The organism is Salinisphaera sp. T5B8 (assembly GCF_040361255.1).
GTDB lineage: Bacteria > Pseudomonadota > Gammaproteobacteria > Nevskiales > Salinisphaeraceae > Salinisphaera.
In genome coordinates, this window is record NZ_APNG01000011.1 from 90,046 (window position 1) to 113,944 (window position 23,899).

General features: G+C 62.1%; 19 protein-coding genes and 1 tRNA gene. 5 read left to right on the plus strand and 15 right to left on the minus strand.

The window, feature by feature from the left end; translation table 11 throughout:
• The first annotated feature begins 49 nt into the window (after window positions 1-49).
• The gene (locus T5B8_RS11355; protein ID WP_353178815.1) at window positions 50-1,096 is read left to right on the plus strand and encodes a putative solute-binding protein; all 1,047 of its coding nucleotides are present in this window, start codon (window positions 50-52) and stop codon (window positions 1,094-1,096) included.
• A gap of 340 nt (window positions 1,097-1,436) precedes the next feature.
• Entirely contained in the window at window positions 1,437-2,897 is a 1,461-nt protein-coding gene (locus T5B8_RS11360) for an alanine/glycine:cation symporter family protein (protein ID WP_353178816.1), read from the plus strand.
• Between the two features lie 85 nt (window positions 2,898-2,982).
• Here the strand turns inward: T5B8_RS11360 and T5B8_RS11365 are convergent, their stop codons facing one another.
• From T5B8_RS11365 to T5B8_RS11380, 4 genes are all read right to left on the minus strand, one after another.
• Complete coding sequence (locus T5B8_RS11365; protein ID WP_353178818.1) at window positions 2,983-3,189, minus strand: hypothetical protein; 207 nt, start codon at window positions 3,187-3,189, stop codon at window positions 2,983-2,985.
• A gap of 409 nt (window positions 3,190-3,598) precedes the next feature.
• Window positions 3,599-4,864 carry an alpha-hydroxyketone-type quorum-sensing autoinducer synthase gene (gene cqsA, locus T5B8_RS11370; RefSeq protein WP_353178820.1) on the minus strand — a complete coding sequence of 422 codons (1,266 nt, stop codon included), beginning with the start codon at window positions 4,862-4,864 and terminating at the stop codon, window positions 3,599-3,601.
• A gap of 298 nt (window positions 4,865-5,162) precedes the next feature.
• Entirely contained in the window at window positions 5,163-6,185 is a 1,023-nt protein-coding gene (locus tag T5B8_RS11375) for a hypothetical protein (protein WP_353178821.1), read from the minus strand.
• Window positions 6,178-7,542 carry a sensor histidine kinase gene (locus tag T5B8_RS11380; protein WP_353178823.1) on the minus strand — a complete coding sequence of 455 codons (1,365 nt, stop codon included), beginning with the start codon at window positions 7,540-7,542 and terminating at the stop codon, window positions 6,178-6,180. The genes T5B8_RS11375 and T5B8_RS11380 overlap by 8 nt, the downstream gene beginning before the upstream one ends.
• Before the next feature lie 263 nt (window positions 7,543-7,805).
• Between T5B8_RS11380 and T5B8_RS11385 the strand changes: the two genes are divergently transcribed.
• The 3 genes from T5B8_RS11385 (at window position 7,806) to T5B8_RS11395 (ending at window position 12,712) form a co-directional block, all read left to right on the plus strand.
• Window positions 7,806-10,241, plus strand: a complete 2,436-nt coding sequence (locus tag T5B8_RS11385) for an EAL domain-containing protein (protein ID WP_353178825.1) — start codon at window positions 7,806-7,808, stop codon at window positions 10,239-10,241.
• Between the two features lie 68 nt (window positions 10,242-10,309).
• Window positions 10,310-10,867: a lipocalin family protein gene (locus T5B8_RS11390; RefSeq protein WP_353178826.1), complete on the plus strand. Its 558-nt coding sequence runs from the start codon at window positions 10,310-10,312 to the stop codon at window positions 10,865-10,867.
• 66 nt (window positions 10,868-10,933) lie between these two features.
• Complete coding sequence (locus tag T5B8_RS11395) at window positions 10,934-12,712, plus strand: ABCB family ABC transporter ATP-binding protein/permease (protein ID WP_353178828.1); 1,779 nt, start codon at window positions 10,934-10,936, stop codon at window positions 12,710-12,712.
• 21 nt (window positions 12,713-12,733) lie between these two features.
• Here T5B8_RS11395 and T5B8_RS11400 read toward each other — a convergent pair whose 3' ends face one another.
• From T5B8_RS11400 to T5B8_RS11450, 11 genes are all read right to left on the minus strand, one after another.
• Window positions 12,734-13,918, minus strand: coding sequence for an MFS transporter (locus tag T5B8_RS11400; protein ID WP_353178830.1), 1,185 nt, complete (start codon window positions 13,916-13,918; stop codon window positions 12,734-12,736).
• A 211-nt stretch (window positions 13,919-14,129) separates the two neighbouring features.
• Window positions 14,130-15,014 (minus strand): glycine betaine ABC transporter substrate-binding protein, encoded by an 885-nt coding sequence (locus tag T5B8_RS11405; protein WP_353178832.1) that lies wholly within the window; start codon window positions 15,012-15,014, stop codon window positions 14,130-14,132.
• Window positions 15,015-15,077: 63 nt separating this feature from the next.
• On the minus strand, window positions 15,078-16,022 hold the full coding sequence (locus T5B8_RS11410) for an ABC transporter permease (protein WP_353178921.1): 945 nt from the start codon (window positions 16,020-16,022) through the stop codon (window positions 15,078-15,080).
• Window positions 16,022-17,239, minus strand: coding sequence for a glycine betaine/L-proline ABC transporter ATP-binding protein ProV (gene proV, locus T5B8_RS11415; RefSeq protein WP_353178834.1), 1,218 nt, complete (start codon window positions 17,237-17,239; stop codon window positions 16,022-16,024). Before proV ends, T5B8_RS11410 begins: the two co-directional genes overlap by 1 nt.
• A 285-nt stretch (window positions 17,240-17,524) precedes the next feature.
• Window positions 17,525-18,124 carry a GNAT family N-acetyltransferase gene (locus T5B8_RS11420; RefSeq protein ID WP_353178923.1) on the minus strand — a complete coding sequence of 200 codons (600 nt, stop codon included), beginning with the start codon at window positions 18,122-18,124 and terminating at the stop codon, window positions 17,525-17,527.
• Between the two features lie 103 nt (window positions 18,125-18,227).
• Complete coding sequence (gene ada / locus T5B8_RS11425) at window positions 18,228-19,304, minus strand: bifunctional DNA-binding transcriptional regulator/O6-methylguanine-DNA methyltransferase Ada (protein ID WP_353178836.1); 1,077 nt, start codon at window positions 19,302-19,304, stop codon at window positions 18,228-18,230.
• A 243-nt stretch (window positions 19,305-19,547) separates the two neighbouring features.
• Window positions 19,548-19,623: transfer RNA gene (locus T5B8_RS11430), tRNA-Phe, on the minus strand.
• 81 nt (window positions 19,624-19,704) lie between these two features.
• On the minus strand, window positions 19,705-19,977 hold the full coding sequence (locus tag T5B8_RS11435; protein ID WP_353178838.1) for an oxidative damage protection protein: 273 nt from the start codon (window positions 19,975-19,977) through the stop codon (window positions 19,705-19,707).
• Complete coding sequence (gene mutY / locus T5B8_RS11440) at window positions 19,974-21,053, minus strand: A/G-specific adenine glycosylase (protein WP_353178840.1); 1,080 nt, start codon at window positions 21,051-21,053, stop codon at window positions 19,974-19,976. Before mutY ends, T5B8_RS11435 begins: the two co-directional genes overlap by 4 nt.
• A complete protein-coding gene (locus T5B8_RS11445) occupies window positions 21,025-21,633 on the minus strand; it encodes an SRPBCC family protein (RefSeq protein ID WP_353178841.1) in 609 nt (202 codons plus the stop codon). The genes mutY and T5B8_RS11445 overlap by 29 nt, the downstream gene beginning before the upstream one ends.
• The gene (locus T5B8_RS11450) at window positions 21,599-23,878 is read right to left on the minus strand and encodes an AsmA family protein (RefSeq protein ID WP_353178843.1); all 2,280 of its coding nucleotides are present in this window, start codon (window positions 23,876-23,878) and stop codon (window positions 21,599-21,601) included. The genes T5B8_RS11445 and T5B8_RS11450 overlap by 35 nt, the downstream gene beginning before the upstream one ends.
• Window positions 23,879-23,899 lie beyond the last annotated feature (21 nt).

The window sequence follows — 23,899 nt, forward strand, 5'->3', positions numbered from 1 at the left end:
TTCCGTTGAAAGTTCTGTAGTACAAAGACAACCCCGGAGGATACGACCCATGCTGTCACGAAAAATGACGTCCTACCTGAGCGCCGCCGCGCTCGGCGCCGCCGCCCTGCTGGGCGGTGCACTGCAAACCGCCAGCGCCCAGCAAACCCGATCCCTGTGTATCTATGACCCCATCGGCGCCAACGGCTTCATCTATCAGTCGTTCCAGGACTATGTCGTGCAGGCGCGCGAATGGGGCATCAAGTTCAACACCCGCGCCTATACCGACGAAGCCGTCGCCGCCAACGACTTCAAGGCCGGCAAGTGCGACATGGCCGCGGTGACCGGTATTCGTGCCATTCACTTCGTCAAGTTCGCCGGCAGTCTCGACATGGCCGGCGGGCTGCAGACCTACGATCAGGAAAAGACCGCAATCAAGGTCATGTCCAGCCCCAAAGCCGCCGATCGCATGAGCGCAGATGGCTATGAAGTCGTCGGTGTCGTGCCGCTGGGCAAGGCCTTCCTGTTCTCCCGCGACAAGGCCTATCTGGAAAGCCTGGACACCATCGCCGGCAAGAAGATCGCCGTGATGTCGTACGACAAGCAGGCCTCGACGCTGGCCAATGTCGCGGGTGCTTCGCCGGTGGGCGCCTCGATTGCCTCCTTCGGGCCCATGTTCAACAACGGCAGTGTGGATCTCGCCTATGCCCCGTCGTTTGCCTACAACGCACTCGAGCTCTACAAGGGCCTGGGTGAAAAAGGCGGCATCGCCGACTTCGTGCTCGGCATGCTCTCGGGTCAGCTGATCATCCACGAAGACAAGTTCGACGACGGCTTTGGCCAGAAGTCGCGCAGCTGGGTGTTCAACAACATGTACGACTCGACCATGCGTCGGGTGAAAAACGCCGACCAGGAAATCCCGGACAAGTACTGGGTACACATCTCGGGCGAACGCGATGCCAACTATCGCGAGATGTTCCGCGAAACCCGGCAGAAGCTCTGGGATCAGGAGTGGTACGACCACGACATGCAGCACATGCTCAAAAAGATCCGCTGCTCGAGCGATGCCGGCCTGGCCGAATGCAGTCAGGACAGCGAGGGCGGACCGGTCAACTGATCGTCGCCATGGCGTTGCCACCCGTCGCATGGTCACCATGCGGCGGGTTTTTTTTGCCCGCTCGAACCGCAGGCCAAGCCGCAAGCCCTGCCCCGGTCATGGCCGTTAAGCGCGGCGCATCCACCCGCTGCGCGTTACGGCCACTTCGACCAATCGCGGTATGGCGTTCGCGCCGCGGCGGGCGTAGGCTCGATGACAAGCGCCATGGGGAAGGCGTTCGACTGGCATTCGATAACGCGTCGCAAGACACGCTGGCGTAACAATTGCTTGCACACATCACCGGGTGGGACGCGACGACAAACGCGCCACGCTCGTCTATTCGATCAGGGGGAACCCGATAATGGAATTCATTGAAACGTTGCGCGGCGCGATCTATGCCGTGATGACGCCGGTTAGCGATTTTGTCTGGACCTATATCCTGTTCTACCTGCTCTTCGGCGCCGGCATCGTTTTCACTGTCGCCACCCGCTTCATGCAGTTCCGCATGCTCGGGCATATGGTGAAAATCGCCTTCGACAGTCGTAGCAGTGATCAGGGCGTGAGCTCCTTTCAGGCACTCGCGACCTCACTGGCCGCCCGTGTGGGCACCGGCAACCTAGCTGGCGTGGCGCTGGCCCTGTGGGTGGGCGGGCCCGGGGCGGTGTTCTGGATGTGGATGACCGCGCTCGTGGGTCTGGCCACCACCTTCATCGAATGTACGCTCGGCCAAGTCTACAAGATCCATTACGCCGACGGCGTCTATCGTGGCGGGCCGGCCTACTACATCGAACGCGCGCTTGGTCAGCGCTGGATGAGCATCATCTTCGCGGTATTTCTCATCATCGCCTACGGTTTCGCGTTCTCCGGCGCCCAGGCCAATACCATCGCCAAGGGCATGCAGGGCGCTTTCAATGTCCCGACCTGGGCCACCGGTCTCGTACTGGTGGTGCTCGCCGGCATCGTCGTCTACGGCGGCCTGCGCTCGATTGCCAAGACCGCCGAAAAGATCGTGCCGCTTATGGCGATCGCCTATTTTCTGGTCGCGGTCTATATCCTGATCGCCAACTACGAACAGGTACCGGGCATGTTGGCGCTGATCGTGAAAAGCGCCTTCGGCTTCGGCCCGGCCGTCGGCGGCGCCGTGGGTTATACCATCAAAGTCGCCATGGAAAACGGCGTCAAGCGCGGCCTGTTTTCCAACGAGGCCGGCATGGGTTCCACGCCGAACGCCGCCGCCACTGCCGAGGTCAACCACCCGGCCGCCCAGGGCCTGGTGCAATCGTTTGGCGTGATCGTGGATACGCTGATCATCTGCAGCTGCACTGCCGTGGTCATTCTTCTGTCGGGCGTATACGACAAGATGCTGGCCACTCAGACCGGCAGTGACTCCATGCAGGGTATCCAGCTCACCCAGGATGCCATGGCCGATCATCTGGGCAGCTTCGGGGTCGGGTTCATCGCCGTGGCGATCTTCTTTTTCGCCTACACCTCGATTCTGGCCAACTTCGCCTATACCGAAATCAATCTGGAATATCTCGCCGGCAAGTACCACAAGAAAGCCGTGACTATTCTGCGACCACTGATTCTGGCGATGGTGATGATCGGCTCGGTGGCCACGCTGACCTTCGTCTGGGATTTCGCCGATCTGGCGATGGGCTTGATGGCAACAACCAACTTGATCGCGATTCTGCTGTTATTGCCGATCGCCTTGCGCGTACTCAAGGACTACGAACGCCAGCGCGCCGAGGGCATCGACGAACCGGTCTTCCATCGTTCGGTACTCAAGAACCCCGATCAGGTGGAACCGGGCATCTGGGACTAGCCTTGCCCCCGGGCTCGACGGCATGCCCGTCGAGCCCGTTGACCTGGTGGTAGCCAGGTCAACGGCCAGGAAACGACTAGAAAAGCTAAAGTACCTCGCGCCCCTGCCACTTCAAGGGCAGGCTTTCGTGGCTGGCGTTTTCGCGGGCGCGGGCGATGAGGGAGTCGAAATCCTCCGGGTTTTCCAGGACTTCCTGGATCCGGTCGGCATCATCGCCTTGCTGATCGGCGATCGCCTGCAATATTTCGACGCTGGTATCGGTCTTTTCGCTGAGTTCGTTTAGATCGGTCATGGTCAGTCATTGCCTTGGCATGGCGTCGCTGTCACAAACAGCGACGCAAATCATCCCTCGCCGCTTAATTCTGCGACGAGGCGCACACGGCTGTTGTCGACGCCGCAACCAGCAAATGCAGGAATCAACCCGGGTTGAAAACGCCTGTGCAAACGCATGCACACCAGTGCCCGGCGCCAAGCAGCCGTCAAACCAGCCGATGCAGTCGGCTGGTGCAGTGCCGGACCATAACAACGTGGCGGGCCCGGATACATACGCACGATTACGGGCAGCCGCCCCGCCCAACAACAAACCCGCCGATACCCTCAGCGGGTTTTATCAGCGGGTTTTAGACGACAACGCGCTCTGTATTTATTGCGGCGCGCCGGCCCGCAAAACGGACCGACGCGCCGCAAGTCGCAAGTCGCAATCAGGCCGCGTTCGCGCGTGCCACGGCGGCACACTTGCCGCCGCGTCGGGTCGAAGGCCAATTCGCCAGATCCACTTCCTCGCGTATCTCGCGACAGACATCGATCACGCGGTTGAGCTGCGCATAGCTGTGGCTGCAATTGACCGACAGCCGGATCAACGACCGCTTGGTGGCCGTGGCCGGCGCGCAGAAAACCGAACCGAATACGCCCCGCGATTCCAGCGCGTCGCGCAGGACGATGGTCTGCTCTTCGCGACCGGCCTCGAGGGCAATCATCTGCGCCTGGCCGCTATCCACGTTGTAACCCAGCGCGTCCAGATGGCGACGCAAATACGCAGCGTTGGCGTGCAGCCGTTCACGTTCGTTATCGGCGCCCTTGATCAGATCCAGCGTACGCGAGAGCGCAGCGATATCGTGCGGTAGCAGCGATGAACTGAAGATCGCCGGGAACGAGTTGTACTTGATGAACTGGCGCAGGCGCTCGCTACAGGCGATGACCCCGGCCCGTCCGGCAAAGGCCTTGGCCAGGCTCGCGGTCACGAAGTGCACCTGCGATTCCAGACCGAGTCCGGCCACCAGCCCCCGGCCCTGATCGCCGTGCGTACCCAGCGAATGCGACTCGTCCACGATGGTCACGCAGCCATGTCGGTTGGCAACCGCCACGATCTCTTTCAGTGGCGCGACGCTCCCGGTGGTGCTATAGATCGAGTCGATCACGATGATGCCGGCACCATTGCGCTTGATCATGGTTTCCAGATGCGAGGGGTCGTTATGGCGAAACGGCTTCCACTCGAGTCCTGCGCTGCGAACCCCCTCCCAGAGCGAGGCATGGGCGAACATATCGACATACACCGGCGTGCCAGGCGCGCCGATCGCCTGAATCAGCCCGACATTGGCCGCATAGCCGGACTGGCACAGCAGACTCGACTCCATGCGCATCCAGCGGGCCATACGCCGTTCGAGATGCAGCTGCGGGCTGTCGCCGTGCAGATACACGCCCGACATGACCACCGTATTGTCGGATGCGCGCAGACAATCAATCTGAGCCTGAATGACTTCCGGATGGTTGGCCAGATCGAGATAATCGTTGGTCACCATCAGAATGGAATCGGTGTCCGGCTGACGACCATGCATGATATGCCCGCCCTGCCAGGTCTTCTCGACGCGTTCACGAAAATAGTGATCGACGTGATGCTGGAGAAAGGCCGGCTCGGTAGCCGAGTGTGGGCGCAGCGAAGAGTAGCGCGATGTGTCGAATTCGTTCATGGCAACCTCGTCTTGTATTGATATGGCGGTTCATTGCTTTGCGACGGCCGTTCGCGACCGCACGCGCAATTTTTAATTGAACTCTATTTATATTAAATATCTGCGCCATACAAAATTGCGCCGCCGCAATAGCGGGCAATTTCATATTTGCCAAGCCGATAGAAGCCAACCTTTGAAAGGATGTTTCAAAAGCGCAAGAAAAGAACGGTAACCGCACGCCGGCGGCGGCCTGAAAGCCCCGCCAGGCAAGCACGGACAGGCGATTGCGGTACCGGCGCCCGGGCGGCGCCCGAGGCGTCTACATCAATGAATATCCGACGGTATCCAGCCACTCGAGATAGCGATTGAAGGTCGCCTTGGGCCGGCTCATGCCATGCTCTTCAGGGTCGGATTCGAACACGGCCCAGCGATAAGTGCGCGCGCCTTCGACACGCTCGGCTACGCGCATATGCGACTTCCAGTGCCGATACGACTCGCCGGCGGCGTTGTTTGCGCGCCCCGGAAAGGCCGGGTCGAGCAGATTCTCCCCGGCCTGCAGCAGACGCACGCATTCAGTGGGCGCACCGAGCGCGACCGCCTGCTCGACCAGGGCTTTCTGTTCGACCTCGTCGACGATCACCAGGCGATAGAGTTCGCCATCGCCGTCGATGAGCACAAAGCCGGTGGGATTGAGCACCATGTAGTACTCGACGAACTCGTAGCGCGAGCGCAGCGTGGCGAGCAGCTGTGCAATCGCCTCGTCCGCCAGAAGCGCCGGGACCTCGACATCGAACATATCGATCGCGGTCGTAAAGGTGTCCAGGATATGGTCGTGCTGGAGTTCTCGAATCGTACGATTGAGGTGCTCGTAGACGTTGTGCTCGCTTTTGCGGATATAGCTATCAATCACACCGGCATTGAACCCTTCCACCGCCTCGGCCTCGGTGGCCACGCCGGTGAACAGGATTTTTTTGATATTCGGATCGCCGATACGGCGGCAGAACTCGAGGCCGTTCATGCGCGGCATGGCGTAGTCGATCATCGCGATCGAGATCCGCGAAAAACGGTTGGTGAAGTGCATTTCGCGCGCCAGAGCCTCGGTATCGAGGGTAACCCGACGCCGGCCGTCGGCCTCTTCCTGCAGCTTGAAAAAGCGCTGTCGCGACGGCGCCTCGTCTTCGCGGTCGTTGATATAACCGAGTGCTTTCTGGGTGGAATCGAACAGCAGATACGGCAGATCGGCTTCCAGTTGCAGGCTGAGATTACCGAGAAAGTCGATATCGTCATCGACGAGCACGATCTGAGTGGGGTGAAAATACGGCGCTAAACAGGTTTTATTCATCGCGGCCTACCGCAGGAAACAACATGACGAATTCGGTATAACGTCCGACAACCGAATGACACCGAATATCGCCGCCGAAGCTGTTCATTACCATACGCGCGAATGCCAGGCCGATGCCCGTGCCCTGGCCATGCGGCATGGCGGAATAGAACCGCTCGAATATACGCGGCAACACATCGGGATGTATTCCCGGCCCGGTATCGCGAAAATACAGTCGGTGCGCGCCGCCGGCTTCACGCTCGGCCCAGATACGGATATCCCCGTCATCCACCCTGGCCAGAAAATACAGCGCGTTCTTCAACAGATTGAACAGCACGTGGACCATCAACACGGACGATCCATAAAAACGAAAATCCGCGCCCTCATTCCAATGCACCATCGCGCGCTCCTGGGCGGAATGAAACGGATAACGCGCAAGTGCCTCCTGTACGCAACGTCCGATGCATACGGTTTCGAACGTGGATTCGTCGACCCGCGTGCGGCTCGAATTGACCAGCAGCATATCCAGAATGACGTTCGTATATTCGGCCTCGGTGCTGATGCGATCGAGCACGGCATGCATTTCGCGGTAGTGCGCGGTGCGGATGCGCTTGACCGGCAGCCCGTGTTCGCGCGCCATGTCGAAGCCTTCGAAAATTGACGGCAGATAATTCTGCAGCCCGCGCGCGCCGCTTCGAATACCCAGCAGCGGCGTACGCAGTTCGTGCGCCATGGTGCCCACCGCCGAGGTGATCGCAGCCAGTTTTTCGCGCGCAACGAGCTCGGTTTTGTAGTTGAAGACACTGCCGCCGAGCAGCGCGAAAAGATAGGTCGGCACCAACTGGCCCAGCGTCTCGGACTGCGCGCTCATATCGCCGCCGATGGCGATATAGACCAGACAGGCTACGACCGTACCAATGCCCGCCATCAACATGATCATCAGCCAGTCGAAGACCAGCAGTACGAGAAACAGCGATGCGGCCATGGTCGAGAGCGCCCATACCGTATCGAAATGATTCATCAACGCCATGAACACGAAGAAAAACGGCAGCTGGTAAATAAGAATCAGAAACCAGTAAATACGAATGCCACGTCGCCATTCGCCGCCGCGAAACAGATAGCGCCCGAACAGCATGGGCAGGGCCACCACCACGCTGAACGCGCGCAGCCACACGCTTTCGAAATCCTGAGGTTGGAACTCAGTCCAGTAGACGTAGAACACGGGATGGCATACGACAGCCACGATGGCGAACAATCGCATGTTGGCCAGAGAGTAGGTCGCGCTCTGGCTCAAAGACGCCGTCAGTCGAACCCGCAGCCGCCGTACGAGGTTCGGCATATGACTGGCGAGCAACCCGACCGGGCGCCATAAAAACACGTCAACCCCCGATACGGCGCGTTCGAAGCGCGAATTCGGGTTGATAAAAATCACCGATCATGGCGCCATCCTATACGTGGGCCGCGAGAATTCGTAGTATCCAGGATATCGGTTCAATGGATATTCAGTGGTTTGTGATCGCATGCGCGCTATGATTACGCCCTGTAACCGACGATCGAGGCCAGGTCGAAACATATGTTTTCCGCTCGCCGCCCGAACTTTTCGGCCGATACGCGTATCCGCCTGTCCATGACACGGTGGCCATGAAACTCGCGCGCCGCCGGCTTATTGTCATCGTGGTTGCCCTGAGCAGCGTACTCGCTGCGCAGATTGCCATGCTGACCCTGAGCTATGCCGCCGGCACGCTCACGGTCGTGGCCATGAGCGGCCTGGCGATGATTTCGACTTTGGGTGTGATCGTACTGTGCTGGCATGCGCTCTACGACAGCGACCCGGATCGCGATAACGCGATCTCGCCGCTGATCAGCTGGCTGGACCAATCCGATATCGTCGGCCAGCACGCCGCGCGACGCCCGCCCGCGCTCAGCGGTGTCGATAGCCGCCTGGCGGATGCGGTGGAAAACCTCGTCCACCGCGTACAGCGTTACCGCGACAAGCTGCTGGTACGCCACCAGCGGGTACAACGGCTGTTACGCAATGTCACGGACGTGCTTTATCACACCGACCAGGATGGGCGTATCACCTGGGTCACCGATACCGTCACCGACATGCTCGGCTACCGGCCCGACGAGCTGGAAGGCCGCTTGCTGCGCGACCTGCTGGCCGATGCGGACGACGAGCGCACCCTGCTCGACAGTGCACAGCTGCATCGCCACCCTACCCGGGTTTATCGCCGTAACGGTGAAATCGCCTGGCTTTTGATCTCGTCGCGTCGTATCGACGATACCGCCGGTCGCGCCATCGGCAGCGAAGGCGTATGCCGGGACGGCACCCGACTGATCGAAACACAGCAGGCGCTCAACGAACACAAGGAACGCGCCCAGGTCACGCTCGCCTCGATCGGCGACGCGGTGATCACCACCGATGCCAGCGGCGCCGTGGACTATCTCAACCCACGCGCCGAACAGATGCTGGCGGTACGCATGGACGCCGCGCTGGGCCGGCATTTCGACAAGATCTGTAATTTCATCGACACGGAACGCAACGTGGCCGTCAATGGGCTGGTGCACAAATGCCTGGCCAGCGGCACGATGCAGGAGCACGACGAGGATCTCACCCTCTACGATCGCGCGCCCGAACAGACCGGCCATACCGTCAAGGTGACGATCGCGCCGATCCGCGATAGCGCCCAGGCGATTACCGGAACCGTGATCGTGTTGCACGACATCACGCGCCTGCAACAGATCTCGCGGGAGCTCGCCTATCAGGCCAACCACGATCTGATTACCGACCTGCCCAACCGACGCGCCTTCGAACAACTGCTCGACCAGGCCCTCACGCAAGTCGACGACAGGCACAGCCATGCGCTGTGCTATATCGATCTCGACCAATTCAAGCTGGTCAACGACACCTGCGGACATAATGCCGGCGACGAAATGCTGCGCCAGATCGCCGCGCGCCTGAGCACCTGTATCCGCAGCGATGACACGCTCGCGCGCCTGGGCGGCGATGAATTCGGACTGATCATGCGCGATATGTCGATCATGGACGCGCAGGTCAAGGCCGAGGAGCTGCGCACCGAAATCGATCGCTTTCGTTTTCGCTGGGACGAAAAACTCTTTCGTCTGGGCGCCAGCGTGGGCGTGGCCTCGATCGATCGCGAGGCCATTGACGCCAACGAACTGTTACGCCGGGCCGATACCGCCTGCTATCTGGCCAAGGAAAAAGGCCGTAATCAGGTCTATGTCTACCACGGCGACAGCGACGAAACGCTCACCCGCCACGGCGACATGCAACGCATGCAGCAGATCAGCGAAGCGCTGGACAGCGACAGCTTCGAGTTGTTCGCCCAGTTCATCCAGCCGATCGATCGCCGCGAAAACCCGGGTTACGGCGTGGAATTGCTGCTGCGCGTTCGCGATACCGATGGATCGGTCCTTTCGCCCCAGAATTTTCTGATTACCGCCGAGCGTTACAACATCGCCCCGCGTATCGACCGCTGGGTGCTGCGCCGCGCGATCGAACTCATCACCCAGGCCGGCGAAGATCATGCCGCGATCGAGCATTACAGCATCAATATTTCCGGCCAGTCGATTACCGACGAACAGTTCGTGGACTATGCACGCGGGCTGATCGAGGCCGCCAGCGTGGACCCGCACCGGCTGGTCTTCGAGATCACCGAAACCGCGGCGGTGACCAATACCCGGCGTGCCGGCGAGCTGATTCATTCGCTGCGGGCGCTGGGCTGTCGCTTTTCGCTGGATGATTTCGGCAGCGGGCTGAGCTCGTTTTCCTATCTCAAGAACCTGCCCTCGGACTTCATCAAGATCGACGGCAAGCTCGTCTCCAACATCCTCACCGATCCGGTCGAGCGCTCGATCGTCGAAGCGATCAATCAGGTCGGCCAAGCGATGGGTCTGCTCACCGTGGCCGAGCATGTGGAAACACGCGCCATGCTGGATGCCCTGCGCACCATCGGCGTGGACTATGCCCAGGGCTATCACGTAGCCCGGCCGATCCCCTTCGAAATGCTCTCCTCCGCACTCGGCACGCGCGAACGCGTGGTGCGCGCACGCTGATCGAAGCGGCGGCGGGCATCCACGGCCCGCGGGTACGACGTAGTATCCTGATCATCGCAAATATCAACATGCCCATGACCATTTTCAAGCAACTGCTCGTGCTGCTCGCCCCCGGCCTGCTGGCTGCCTGCAGCCTCATGCCGCCCGCCGATTTTCCGGTCGCCGAACAGGTGGATATCGATCGCTACATGGGCAAGTGGTATGTCATCGCCCATATCCCGCCGAGTGCGACCGAGAACGCCTATAACTCGATCGAACGCTACGAACAGAGCGAACCCGGCACAATCGACACCACCTTCACCTATCGCGAAGGCGGTTTCGACGGCGAACGCAAGACCATGCACCCGGTCGGCAGCGTGCTCGACAACAGCCACAACGCCGTCTGGGCGATGCGTTTCTACTGGGTGCTGCGCATGCAGTACGTGATTTCCTATGTCGACGACGATTACCAGACCACCATCGTCGCCCGCGACAAGCGCGACTATGTCTGGATCATGGCGCGTACGCCGCAAATCGACGAGGCCACCTACGATTCGCTGGTCAAGAAAGTCGCCGACTACGGCTACGATATTTCCAAGCTGCGCAAGGTGCCCCAGCAGCCGCTCGATCAGCGCGACGACGGCTAGCGCCGCCGACAGCCACAACGCGTCCGGGCCGCACCGCTGGCGCCCGCCCGGACGGTCTGGAGCGATTTGAAAAACGACGCGACTCAAAGCGAGGCGCCGCGCGACGAATGGCGACGCCTGTCCGCGCTGTGGCCCTATCTGTGGGAACATCGGCTGCGCGTGGCAGCGGCCCTGGTGCTGCTTATCGGCGCCAAGGGCGCGACCGTGCTGCTGCCGATCGTACTCAAGCATATCGTCGATGCCCTGGATACCAGCGAGACCGCACGCATCAGCCTGCCCGTGGTGCTGTTGCTGGCCTACGGTGCGTTGCGTCTGGCCTCGGTGCTGTTCGGCCAGCTGCGTGATCTGGTCTTCGGCCGGGTTACCGAGCGCGCGATGCGGCGTATTGCGCTGACCGTGTTCGAGCATCTGCATGCCCTGGACATGGATTTTCATCTGTCGCGGCGCACCGGCGGGCTATCGCGCGATATCGAACGCGGCATCGGCGGCATCAGCTTTCTGCTGCGTTTCATGCTGTTCAACATCATTCCCACGCTGCTCGAGATCGCGCTGGTAGCCGGCATTCTGCTGTTCTACTACAGCGCGTGGTTTGCCGTGATCGTGCTCGTAAGCGTCGTCATCTATATCGGCGCCACCGCCCTGCTCACCGAATGGCGCACCCGCCACGTGCGCGAGTCCAACCGACTCGACGCCCGTGCGAATACGCGTGCGGTCGACAGTCTGCTCAACTACGAAACAGTGAAATACTTCGGCAACGAACGCTACGAGGCCGAACGCTATGACCGCGAACTGCGCGACTGGGAAGCCGCGCTGCGGCGCTCGCGTCTGTCGCTGGGCACGCTCAATACCATTCAGGCCACGGTGATCGCGATCGCCATTACCGCCATGATGCTGCTGGCCGGTTCGCGCGTGGTATCCGGGCAGATGACCCTCGGCGATCTGGTCATGATCAATGCCTACATGATTCAGCTGTTCGTGCCCCTGAACTTCCTCGGCTTCGTTTATCGCGAACTCAAGAAATCGCTGGCCGATACCGCGCGTATGTTCCGGCTGCTCGATGTCGAGGCCGGCGTCGATGACGTGCCCAACGCACACACGCTTGTTGCGACGCGTCCGCAAGTGCGCTTCGAGAACGTGCAGTTCGGCTACCAGGCCCAGCGCCAGATTCTGCGCGGCATCGATTTCACCATCGAACCCGGCAAAAAGCTGGCCGTGGTCGGTCAGTCCGGTGCCGGCAAATCCACACTCGCGCGGCTTCTGTTTCGCTTCTACGATGTCGATGGCGGGCAAATCAGCGTGGACGGCCACGATATTCGCGATGTGACGCTGGCCAGCCTGCGCGATGCGATCGGCGTCGTGCCCCAGGATACGGTGCTGTTCAACGACACCATCGAATACAACATCGCCTATGGTCAGCCGGATGCGCCGCCTGCGGCGGTGGCTCGCGCGGCGCGCATGGCCCATCTGGACAGGCTGATCGAACGCCTGCCCGACGGTATGGACACGCTCGTGGGCGAGCGCGGGCTCAAGCTCTCCGGCGGCGAAAAACAGCGTATCGCCATCGCCCGGGCGATCCTCAAGAACCCGGCGATCCTGATCTTCGACGAAGCGACCTCGTCACTCGACAGCCACGCCGAACAGGCGATCACCACCGCGCTCGCCGAACTGGCCGCCGATCACACCACGCTGGTGATCGCGCATCGGCTATCGACCGTGGTCGATGCCGACGAAATCGTGGTCATGGACGATGGTCGGATCATCGAGCGCGGCCGGCATGCCGAGCTGCTCGCCGCCGACGGCCACTACGCAGCGATGTGGCGGCTACAACAGCGCGAATCGTCCTGACCGCACCCGCTTTGCTGCGGGTCAGTACGATTCACGCCGACGAACGAGCAGACTGACCAGTGCCACCGCGGCCAGTACCGCCACCGCAGCCGAAAACCCGATACCCGCACTACGCAGGCCCAGCGTCTGGGCCGCCACACCGATGCCCACGACGGGAATCGAGATCGCGACATACAACACCACGAAAAATGTCGACGCCACTTCGCCGCGGCGCTCGGGCGGACTGGCTGCGGTCACCGCCCCCATGCCCGCCCGAAACGCCACGCCCTGACCGATACCGGCCACGATCGCGCCGGCCACGAGCACCACGAGCGACGACAGGATGATAGCCAGCGCTACCAGCGCGATCCCCACGATCAGACCGATACAGCCCAGCGGCAAACGCCACGCTTGCGGCAAACGCGCCTGACCGATCTGACCCAGCGTCGAGGCGACGAACAAAACGAACACCACGAGCCCGGTCAGGGCATGGTTTTCGTAGTGCAGGATCTTACCCATGAACGCCGGCGCGATTGCGGTGAACAGGCCGAGTACGGAAAAACCGGCAAAGCCGGCGATTGCCGCCGGTATGAATACGCCGCGTACCTGTGCCGGCACCTGCAACGACTGAATCCGCAGACGTACCCGGGCCGGACGGCGGGCTGTTTCGGGCACACATAGAATCGCGACAGCGGCCAGTACGATCAACATCAGATCCACGATGAAACACAGGTGCAACGGCGCCGGCAGATACTGCGACAACACGCCCGCGAACAGCGGCCCGAAACCCAGACCGCCCATATTCGCAGCGGTCGCGATCAGCGTCGCGCTGCCCGCCCACGCCGCAGGCGCGAGTTCGACCACGGCCACGGTGGCCGTACCCGTGAATATGCCGGCTGAGACACCCGAGAGCACGCGCCCGATCAGAAGCGCCGTGAGACCGCCGCCCCAGAGAAAGGCACAGGCGCTGGCGGCCGAAAAGATCAGCCCCAGCGCCAGCATCGGCCGGCGCCCCAGCTGGTCCGACCAGCTGCCGGTCACGATCAGCGCGCCAATCACACCGACCGCATAGGCCGCGAAGATCACGGTGATGATCAGCTGCGAAAAACCCAGTTCCGATTGATAGATGGGATAGAGCGGCGTCGGCAAGGTCGTGCCCATCATGGTCACGACGAAGGCAAACGCGGCGCCGAAAAACAGCGCAGCACGACGGTTCGACTCGGTCATTCAATCATCCTGAAATGTGCGAAAACCGGGCAGAATCGCCGCGGCCGGATCGCAAGAGAGGGATGGAGGCTAACAGGCTTCATCATGCACGCATATCGTTATTGCCGATCTCGAACCGTATCCGCCGAGCCGGGCGCTCGATACGATAAGAGCGCGCATAAAAAAGGCCCGGCGATGCCGGGCCTTGCACATCCATCGCCAAGAAGCGAAATCAGCTCTGTTCGAACCAGCCTTCGATCTGGTCGCCGTGGCTGTCGATATACTTCTGGATGGCTTCGTCGTAGCTCGTTTCCTGGGCCTCATACATGGCGGCCTGGAGTTCGTCGAGATCCAGCTTGTAGTTGCTCAAAAAGGTGGCAACTTCCGGATAGTCTTTCTTGAAGCCCTTGCGCGCGATCACGTCGACATGCTGCGCTTCGCCCAGCGTGCCTTTCGGATCGTCGAGAAAACGCAGGTCCCAACGGCCGAACATCCAGTGCGGCGTCCAGCCGGTGACCACGATCCATTCGTCGCGCTTCTCGGCACGGGCCAGCGCGGCCGTCATTGCGGCACCACTGGCCGACACCAGGCGATAGTCGTCGCCCAGATCGTAGGCTTCGATGGTCTTGTTCGACAGCTGCATCAGCCCGGCGCCGGGATCGATGCCCTGGATCTTGCCACCAAGCTTGTCCTGGACCTCGGCTTTCTTCAGATCCTCGATCGAGGCCAGCTGATCCTCGGGAATCGAGTTCGGCACCACCCAGCCTAAACGGGCGCCACCATAGATCGTGCCCATATCGACGACGTCGTCCTTGACGCGTTTCATGTAGTCGGCATGGGTATCGGGCAGCCAGGCCATGAGCATGGCGTCGAGATCGCCATTGGCCACGCCCTGATATTGCACGCCGATGGCCGAGAGCGTGAGCTTGACGTTGTAGTCGGTATGTTCCTCGATGACCTGCTTGGCCAGCTTGGTCACGAACTCGGCGTCCGACCAGGCAGTCCAGCCGAATTCGATCGTATCGTCGGCGGCCTGGGCGCTGCCCAGCGCGCCGAAGGTCAAGCCGGCCGCCATCGCGGCGGTGCCGAGCCAGTGCTTGAATGAATGCGTTTTCATCTTTTTGGTCTCCCTTCGAATGATCGATTGGCCGGCGCGGCGCGTCCAGGCGCGCGCCCGGCCCTAGTGACTGCCCGCGCCCTCACCGCGCCCAAAGAAGGTCTTCAAGCGGGTGGCAATCGACGTGCGCTGGCGGCTGCGCTGGGCAAAGCTCTGGGTCAGGCGATCGAGGATGATCGCCAGGATCACCACCCCGAGGCCGCCTTCGAAACCCGTGCCCAGCCGCAACTGTTGAATCCCGGCGAGTACCGGATCGCCCAGCCCGCCGGCGCCGATCATCGACGCGATGACCACCATCGACAGCGCGAGCATGATGGTCTGGTTGATACCGGCCATGATCGAGGGCAGCGCCAGCGGCAGTTCCACCTTGAACAGCAACTGCAACGGGTTGCAGCCGAAGGCGCGCCCGGCCTCGACGTTTTCGGCCGGTACCTGACGAATGCCCAGATTCATCATGCGCACCGCGGGCGGCATGGAGAAGATCACCGTGGCGATCGTACCCGGCACGCGACCGGTGCCGAAAAAGATCACCGCCGGAATCAGATACACGAATGCCGGCAGCGTCTGCATGAAGTCGAGCACCGGGCGTACCGTGGCGGCCAGCAGTTCGCTTTTTGCCATCGCAACACCCAGGGGCAGGCCCACGCCGAGTGCTGCCAGCGTCGCCGCGATCACCAGCCCCAGCGTATCCATCGACTCGGCCCACAGGTCCATGCCGAGCACGACATACAGCCCCACGAGTACGAACAGGGCAAATCGCCAGCCCACGCGCCAGAGCGCGAGGATCGCGAGCACACCGAATACCAGCTGCGGCGGCAGGTAGTTGAAAAACGCGGTGAGATTGTCGGCAACGAAACTGATCGTATTGGCAACCGCGGTAAAGAACAGGTCGAAATGCGCCTGCATGAAATCGACCACCGCGGTGAAACCTTCACCGATCGGAAGATCGATCACGAACGCCTCCTTGAGCCTTTGCCAGAACGCGCCGATACCCGCTTGCAGACTCATCATGCGGCAGCCCCCTTGTCCGTACGATCGAGCGTGTGCAGCAGCGTCGCGCGTGAAATCGTGCCCTTGTAGCGACCGTTGTCATCGACCACCGGCACCGGATAAGGGCTTTCGGCCACCTGCGTCATGAGTTCGGTCAGTGGTGTATCCGCTGCCACCGGCTGAATTTCGGCGATGAAGGCATCCTCGATACGGCCGTCGTCACGCCGGCCCAGCCCGTCAATACAGGCCATGAGCGAATCGATGCTCACCACGCCCTGATACATGCGGCTGCGATCGTGGACCACCGCGGCCGAGCCGTCGTGCTCGCGCAGACGCTCAAGCGCGGCGCGCACGCTCACCCCGGGGCGTTCCATGACCGTGACCTGATCGCGCCGAGCGACGTCCGCGGCGGTAAACACATGGCTGACATCCACACCGCGAAAGAAGGAACGCACATATTCGTTGGCCGGCTCGCGCACGATCTCTTCGGGCGTGCCGACCTGGACCACCGTGCCGCCCTGCATGATCGCGATGCGATCGCCCACGCGCATGGCTTCGTCCAGATCGTGGGTAATGAACACCACCGTGCGGGCATGCTCGGCCTGCAGGCGCAGCAATTCATCCTGCATTTCGGTACGAATCAATGGATCGAGCGCGGAAAACGCCTCGTCCATGAGCAGAATGCCGGGGTCGACCGCCAGCGCACGGGCGAGGCCAACCCGCTGTTTCATGCCGCCCGAGAGTTCGTCGGGATAACTGTGCGCATTGGCCTTGAGGCCGACCGCGTCCAGCGCGGCGAGCGCTTTTTCATTGCGCTTGGCGCTGTCCACGCCCGCCACCGCCAGCCCGAACGCGGTGTTTTCGAGCACGCTTTGATGCGGCATGAGCGCAAACGACTGAAACACCATGCTGATCTCGCGGCGACGCAACGCAATCAACTGCTTACGCGTCATGCGCGTAATGTCCTGGCCGTCGATATGAATAGAGCCGGCGGTCGGCTCGATCAAGCGATTGAGCATACGCACGAGCGTGGACTTGCCCGAGCCGGACAGCCCCATGACCACGAAAATCTCGCCTTCGGCCACATCGAAACTGGCATCGGACACGCCAACCGTCATGCCGGTGGCGGCGAATATCTCGTCCTTGGTCTGTCCTTTTTCGATGCGTTCGAGCGCGCGTTTGGGATGCGCGCCAAAAACCTTATAGACGTGATCTACCGATAATTTAGTGCTCAAAGGCGTCCCCCCGACGCTCCCTGCGAAGCTGGCCCTACCCTAACGCAAGTTTCACACCATTGTCGCGCCACAGCCCCGACCCTATCGCTTGACCACGATCCGAATCCCCGCGCGCCGGCCGTGGTATTGCCTCGCTTACGCCAGCCCCGGCACCGACGGGCAGGCCATGCGATGTGCGCGCCGGCATGCCCCCTGCACCCGGTTGGTGCGCGCCCGCAACATACCGAACAGGTCGTCGTCGGGCGCTCGAATACGGCGGGTTCGCTGGGTTACAGGCTCGCCGGATTATTCGTCGAGTCGGCGCAGCCAGAAGGTCAGGCGCTTGTCGGTTTCCTGGGCTGCATCGATATCGCGCCAGCGGTAGGTCGCACAGATATCGTCGCGGCGCACGAAACCGCGCCGCTGCCAGAACGCATCCAGCGGCTGATAGTCGGCCGGGCGCAGCGGATGATCGGCCGGGCGCTGCACCGCACAGAAACAGGCATGGGAGAAATCGCCCGCCTGGCGTGCCCAGGCTTCGCGTTCGTCGAAAAAGCGATGCCCGAGTCCGTGGCCCCGGTAGTCGCCCAGCAAAAGCGATTCGCCGAAATAGAACACCCGCGCCACATCGAAGCCGGCTTCGGCGAGCGGCTTGCGAAATGCCGGCTCCTCGTCGGCCAGCGGCAAGGCCGTGGTCGCGCCCACGAGCCGCTGGCCTTCGTGTACGAGAAAGGCCAGCGAGCGCGCTGAGTTCACATAGGTCGCCAGATAGTCGCGCTCGTAATCGAGATCGCCGTCGTAGAGATAAGGAAAATCGCGAAATACGCGAATACGCAGCTCGGCGAGTTCATCCACATGCGGCGCGATTTCACGGCCGCTCACGCGCACGAAAGAAAGATCGGCCATACGAACCAGACCGGCATGTTCGAATTCGAACACGAGTGTAGAACAGCGCTTGCGCGCCGCGCATCCCGCTTCCACGGCACAGCAGCGCGCGAAGTTCGGGCCGTCAACAGTCGGTATGAGCGTCGTTGTGCGCGACCTTTGCCTCGCGATCGAGCAAGGCGCGTTTTCGTGCCACGCCCCAACGATAGCCGGAGAGCGCGCCATCGGTGCGCACGACGCGATGACAGGGAATCGCTATCGCCAGGGTATTGCCCGCACAGGCACGGGCCACCGCGCGGGCAGCCGTGGGCGCGCCGATACGCGCTGCGATCTCGGCATAACTGGCGGTCTGCCCGCAGGGAATGCGTTGCAGCGCATGCCACACTCGCTGCTGAAAGACGGTGCCGCGGATATCCAGCGGCAGATCGAGCGCCTGTACCGGGGCTTCGACAAAGCCGACCACGGTGGCGACATAGTCTTCGAACACGCCGTCCCCGCCAATCAATTGCGCGCGGGCAAAACGCGCTTGTAGCGACTGAATCAGCCCCTCCGGATCGTCGCCCAGGCTGATTGAACAGATACCGCGTTCTGTACCCGCCACCAGAATGGTGCCCAACGTCGTCTCGCCGAGCGCGAAACGAATCACCTGATCGGCACCGCCATTGCGATAGGCCGTCGGCGCCATGCCCAGCGCTTGATCGGCGTTTGCATAGAAATGCCCGCTCGATTCGTACCCGGCACCAAATACGGCCTCGGTCACATCCTGGCCGCTAGCAAGCGCTGTCTGCACCCGCCGCTCGCGACAGGCGATCGCATACTGACGCGGCGTCATGCCGATCGCATCCTTGAACACACGCTGAAAATGAAACCGGCTCAGGCCCGCGCGCTCGGCCAACACGGCCAGCGATGGCGCCTTGTCGCTGTCCTCGATGAAGCGACAGGCCTGGGCCACACGCTCGGTGTTGCGGCCTGCGCGCGAGCGTTGCTGCGGCTGGCAGCGCTTGCAGGCACGAAACCCGGCCTGCTCGGCCTGGGCCGCATCGTCGAAAAAGAGCACGTTCTCGCGCCGCGGTGGGCGCGACGGGCAACTGGGCCGGCAATAGATGCCCGTGGTCTTGACCGCATAGAAGAAATCGCCGTCCGCGCGGGCATCATTGGCCAGCACGGCGGCCCAGCGGTGTGCGTGTGGCTGCTCGCTCATACCCGTTCCGCCTCGCTGTTGGATACGCCGAACCAATCTAGCGCGAACGCGGCTGCAAAACGTCTCGAAACTTGCGCTGTCATTCGCAACCGCGGCGCCCGGCACTCGCCAAGGCAAGTGCGCAAACCAGGCGGGCGCGCTTTACAAGCGATTGCATCGCGGCGGCACGGCTACGCGCGAAACACGCATGGCGCATTCAACGCATCAGAACGCCGAACATTCAAGCAACGGGCAGGGGAAAAATGGTGGCCGGAGGTGGAATCGAACCACCGACACTGCGATTTTCAGTCGCATGCTCTACCAACTGAGCTATCCGGCCAGATCGTGGAATCCGATCTTGGAGAGCGCGTATTAAACCGATCCCGAGGCCTAACGTCAACCTCGGTCGCGCCCTTTCGGCCTACTGTTCGGGCGGCACGTAGTGCGTTTCGGCGGTCTGGCCGCTGCCAAAGAAATATTCTTCGGTTTGTTCCATCAGGAACTCGCGCGCTTTCGGATCGGCCAAGTGCAGGCCGTACTCATTGATCAGGCGCGTCTGTTCGGTCATCCATTGCTGCCAGGCCTGCATCGAGACATTCTCGTGGATGCGTTTGCCGAGCTCGCCAGGTAGCGGCGGCCGCGGCAGGCCTTCGGCCTCTTTATCGAGTTTGACGCAGTGTACGGTATGGCTCATAGCGCTAGCGTGTGTTGCGGGCTGTCCAAAAGCTTGGCAATGGGCGCAGGCACGCCGGGGCGCGCACTGTCGGCAAACCATTGCCGCGAAGAATCCATGATACGTGTCGCATGCCGGCTATGCACCCGCGTGGCATGAATGCGCAGCTGAAAATGGGTAAACGCATGCTCGATGGGCGCAAGTTCTGTGATGTGCTCGACCGCCAGCCCGAATTGCGCCTGACACTGCTCGGCGATATTGGCGTCGAGCGCTACCTCCGGCAGGCTCCAGAGCCCGCCCCAGATACCGCTTGGCGGGCGTTTTTCCAGCAGTACCCGATTGTCGGCATCGGTTATCACCAGCACCCGAGTTTCGCGTAGCGGGCGTTTGGCGCGTTTGCGCGGCGCCGGAATATGCGCCTGTCTGGCGCTGGCATAGGCCTGGCAGCGATCGGCCAGCGGGCAGCGCTCGCAGGCCGGCCGGGACCGGGTGCACAGGGTGGCGCCCAGGTCCATGATCGCCTGCGTGTAGTCGGTCACACGCGTCCGCGGCGTATAGCGTTCGGCCAGTTGCCAGAGCGGTTTTTCATAGGCGGCCGTGCCGGGCGTGGCTTCCAGCGCGGCCAGCCGCGCGATCACCCGCTTGGCGTTGCCATCGAGTATGGGCGCCCAGACACCAAACGCCTGGGCCGCGATTGCCCCGGCGGTGGAACGACCGATGCCGGGCAGGCGCATCAATGATTCGACATCCTGGGGGAATTCGCCGCCATGTTCGGCCACCACGGCCTGTGCGGCGACGTGCAGATTACGGGCACGCGCGTAATAGCCCAGCCCCGCCCAGTGCGCCATGACGTCGTCGCTGGGCGCGGCGGCGAGCGTGTGCACATCGGGAAAGCGCGCCATGAAGGCGTTGAAATAATCGATGACCGTGGCCACCTGGGTCTGCTGGAGCATGATCTCGGCCACCCACACGCGATAGGCGCTGCGCGGATGCTGCCACGGCAGATCGTGGCGGCCATGCACGTCGAACCAGGCAAGCAGCGCATCGGCGATTGTGGCCGGCGCGCGCTCAGTCGCGGTCTGGGCGGTCGTTGTCATAATCGCTGGCAAGCCGTTCGATGGATTGGCCGGTCACGCGCGCCTGGCGGCGCAGTTCCCGGGCGATCAGATAGGGGCCGACCAGGGGCGGCACCCAGAAATCGGGGTCGATCTCGGCTTCGAAGACCAGCCGGGTCGCGCCGCTGTCTTCGCTGCTGAAACGCCAGTCTGCGTGACCGGACTTGAGATCACCCGCGCCGGGCACGACCTGCATCGAGATCGCGTCCGGCGGCGTTTGCTGATAGTGCATGACCTGTTCGATCTGCTTGCAGATCAGGGCCACGCACAGACGAATGGTCGAACGCAGCCGGTCGCCGGGCAGGCGCTTGCTTTCGATGATGCTCGGATTGAATTCGGGCAGGCGTTCGTAATCGCTGGCCGCACGAAAGGCCTGGCGCTGGGCGACCGCAAGCCGCATGTCGGCGGTAATCGTATAGCGCGTATCGGCGCGTTCGACCTGCATGCGTTCGATGGTCACCGCCGCCGCGCTCGCGCTCATACACAGCGCGAGCGCGGCCAGCACCAGGCACCTGCGTGCCCCGGCCTTACCGCTCGGAATCGTCGCTGCCTTGCGGCGCATCGGCATCCGATTGCGTACCGGCTTCGGCCTCGCTATCGGACTTGGCGGCTTTCTTGTTACCGCCAAACAGGCTGTTCAGGCCTTTTTCGATACGCGCGCGGGTGTCCTCGTCGACTTTCTTGCCGCGCTCTTCGAGCTTTTCGCGCACCTTGTCCTTGAGCTCGTCCTTTTCCTCGCGCAGGCGCTGTTCGGCCGCGCCGCGCAGCGCGCTTTTCACATCCAGGCTGTAGTTCGGCGACATCAGGTTGCCGGTGAGCTTGATCGGCACGCTCAAGCCCGCCAGTTCGCCGAGCTTGCCGGAGGCATTGTCGGGCACCTTGACCGCGACGGTGTAGTCGAGCGCGTTGTCGGCCAGGTCATAGCTGCCCGAACCGTCGGCCTCAAGTGCCGCGGTGGCCAGATTGAGATCCTTGCCGGCGAGCACGCCGTCGCTGACGTTGAACGACGCCGCGAAACGGTTGAATGGCGTTTTTTCTTCGCTGCCGACGCCATTGTCGACGTCCGCGCTCTTATCCCCGGCCAGCCGGGCACGTGCGCCAGCGATCACCTGGGCAAGATTGAAACCATTGAAGGCACCGTCGCGCAGGTCGAAACTGAAACGGCCATTGAGGGCGCGCTTCATCGAGGCCACCTGCTTGCCGGCACTGGTGACATCCACGCTCATATTGGCCAATGCCGAGACGCGGTCGGTATCGGCCACGTCTTCGAGCAGCGGCTGGAACTGCAAGCCGTTGAGATTGCCCTTGAGGGCATAGCGCGGCGTATCCTTCGAGGCATCCACCCGGGCATTCACGCGCACGTTGCCATCGTAGAGATCGGCGGTGAGTGGCTCGATCGTCAGCACGCCGTCGCGTGCTGCGACTGTGAGTTCGGCCTGGGTGACCTCGATATTCGCGGCCGTCAACGAACCTGCGGAGAGCTGGCCGTTCAGGCGTAGATCCTTGAGCGCGGACAGATCGATCTCGGCGGCTTTCTGTTTCTCGCCGCCGCCGGTTTCGGCTGGCTGTTCGCTTTTCGCCTGCTCGGCGCTGCCCGGCGGCAGATAATCGTCGATATTGAGCTTGTCCAGATCGAGATCGAAGGTGAACGCCGGCCGCTCGAAATTCTCGACCGCAGCCGTGCCCTTGAGCGAGCTGTCGTCGAGGGTTGCCAGGATCTGCTTGAACTCGGCGCGCTGACCGTTGACATCGAACTGGGCATCGAAACCAGCCGACGACAACGCGCCGGATTTCTGCGTGGCCGGCGCGTCGATGGCCAGCTCGTTCATGACCGCGCGCGGGTCGAAGCGTTTAACCGTGACCCGTCCGGCATAGGATGGCTTGTCGTTCAGACCTACGCCGTCGACACTGGCGGTGACGTTCAGACCCGCGCCCTGGAATGTCACCCCGGAGAGCTTGAGTCGGCCTTCCGCGGCATCGTATTCGCCGCTGCCGGACAGCGAGCCCTGCTGCTTGCCGTTGGGCACGGCCTCGCCAGTGGCCAGCACACTCAGGCTCAGATCGGAAAAGCGGTAGAACTGGTCGGCGATATTGGGCTCGACCCGCGAAACCAGATTGAAGTCGGCTTTCAGATCCTGCGCGGGTGCGGCCAGATCGCCGGAGAACTCGAGACGAACCGGCTGACCGTCGACGAGCCGGCCGGTGGCCAGCCGCACGCCGCTCAGACGATAGTCCGCACCCGTGGTGGCATCGCGCCAGGACACCGCAGCGTCCGAGATATCGATCGCGCCGATCTGTAGCGATTCCAGGGTAAAACCGCCCGGCGTACGCGTGCTGCGATCGACCTCGTCGGGGCTTTCGGTCTGCTCGGCCTGTTCGGCTTCGGCCTGGGTCTGACTCAGATGCTCGCTGATATCGGCCCAGTTGCTGCGCCCATCCGCATTGCGGGCCAGACGCAGGCGCAGGCCATTGAGACTGACCGTACCCACTTCGATATCGCGGGCGAGCAGTGGCAGCAGCTTGACGCTGATCTCGGCGGAGTTCATTTCGGCCATGGGCTTGTCGCCGAAGCCCTGGGCGTTGGCGACCTCGACCCGGCCGAGCTCCAGGCCCAACCAGGGGAAGACCGACAGGCCGATATCGCCGCTGATATTCACTTCGCGGCCAATCTGGCGTTCGATCGCGGCGTTGATCTGCGGCTTGTAATCGTTGGGGTCGAAGATCAGCGGCAAGGTGATCATCGCGACCACGACCAACACGACGAGCACGCCCAACACGGCAAGCAGAATCCGGACAAAACGTTTCATGCGGGCAAGGCCATACTGTAA

What these genes read in the sequence shown, in the direction of transcription:
- T5B8_RS11420 (WP_353178923.1), bottom strand. Translation starts at nt 18,124, where the DNA reads ATGGCCGATCTTTCTTTCGTGCGCGTGAGCGGCCGTGAAATCGCGCCG.
- T5B8_RS11360 (WP_353178816.1), top strand. Translation starts at nt 1,437, where the DNA reads ATGGAATTCATTGAAACGTTGCGCGGCGCGATCTATGCCGTGATGACG.
- ada (WP_353178836.1), bottom strand. Translation starts at nt 19,304, where the DNA reads ATGAGCGAGCAGCCACACGCACACCGCTGGGCCGCCGTGCTGGCCAAT.
- T5B8_RS11405 (WP_353178832.1), bottom strand. Translation starts at nt 15,014, where the DNA reads ATGAAAACGCATTCATTCAAGCACTGGCTCGGCACCGCCGCGATGGCG.
- T5B8_RS11385 (WP_353178825.1), top strand. Translation starts at nt 7,806, where the DNA reads ATGAAACTCGCGCGCCGCCGGCTTATTGTCATCGTGGTTGCCCTGAGC.
- T5B8_RS11375 (WP_353178821.1), bottom strand. Translation starts at nt 6,185, where the DNA reads ATGAATAAAACCTGTTTAGCGCCGTATTTTCACCCCACTCAGATCGTG.
- T5B8_RS11450 (WP_353178843.1), bottom strand. Translation starts at nt 23,878, where the DNA reads ATGAAACGTTTTGTCCGGATTCTGCTTGCCGTGTTGGGCGTGCTCGTC.
- T5B8_RS11365 (WP_353178818.1), bottom strand. Translation starts at nt 3,189, where the DNA reads ATGACCGATCTAAACGAACTCAGCGAAAAGACCGATACCAGCGTCGAA.
- T5B8_RS11400 (WP_353178830.1), bottom strand. Translation starts at nt 13,918, where the DNA reads ATGACCGAGTCGAACCGTCGTGCTGCGCTGTTTTTCGGCGCCGCGTTT.
- T5B8_RS11445 (WP_353178841.1), bottom strand. Translation starts at nt 21,633, where the DNA reads ATGCGCCGCAAGGCAGCGACGATTCCGAGCGGTAAGGCCGGGGCACGC.
- T5B8_RS11435 (WP_353178838.1), bottom strand. Translation starts at nt 19,977, where the DNA reads ATGAGCCATACCGTACACTGCGTCAAACTCGATAAAGAGGCCGAAGGC.
- mutY (WP_353178840.1), bottom strand. Translation starts at nt 21,053, where the DNA reads ATGACAACGACCGCCCAGACCGCGACTGAGCGCGCGCCGGCCACAATC.
- T5B8_RS11355 (WP_353178815.1), top strand. Translation starts at nt 50, where the DNA reads ATGCTGTCACGAAAAATGACGTCCTACCTGAGCGCCGCCGCGCTCGGC.
- cqsA (WP_353178820.1), bottom strand. Translation starts at nt 4,864, where the DNA reads ATGAACGAATTCGACACATCGCGCTACTCTTCGCTGCGCCCACACTCG.
- T5B8_RS11390 (WP_353178826.1), top strand. Translation starts at nt 10,310, where the DNA reads ATGCCCATGACCATTTTCAAGCAACTGCTCGTGCTGCTCGCCCCCGGC.
- T5B8_RS11410 (WP_353178921.1), bottom strand. Translation starts at nt 16,022, where the DNA reads ATGAGTCTGCAAGCGGGTATCGGCGCGTTCTGGCAAAGGCTCAAGGAG.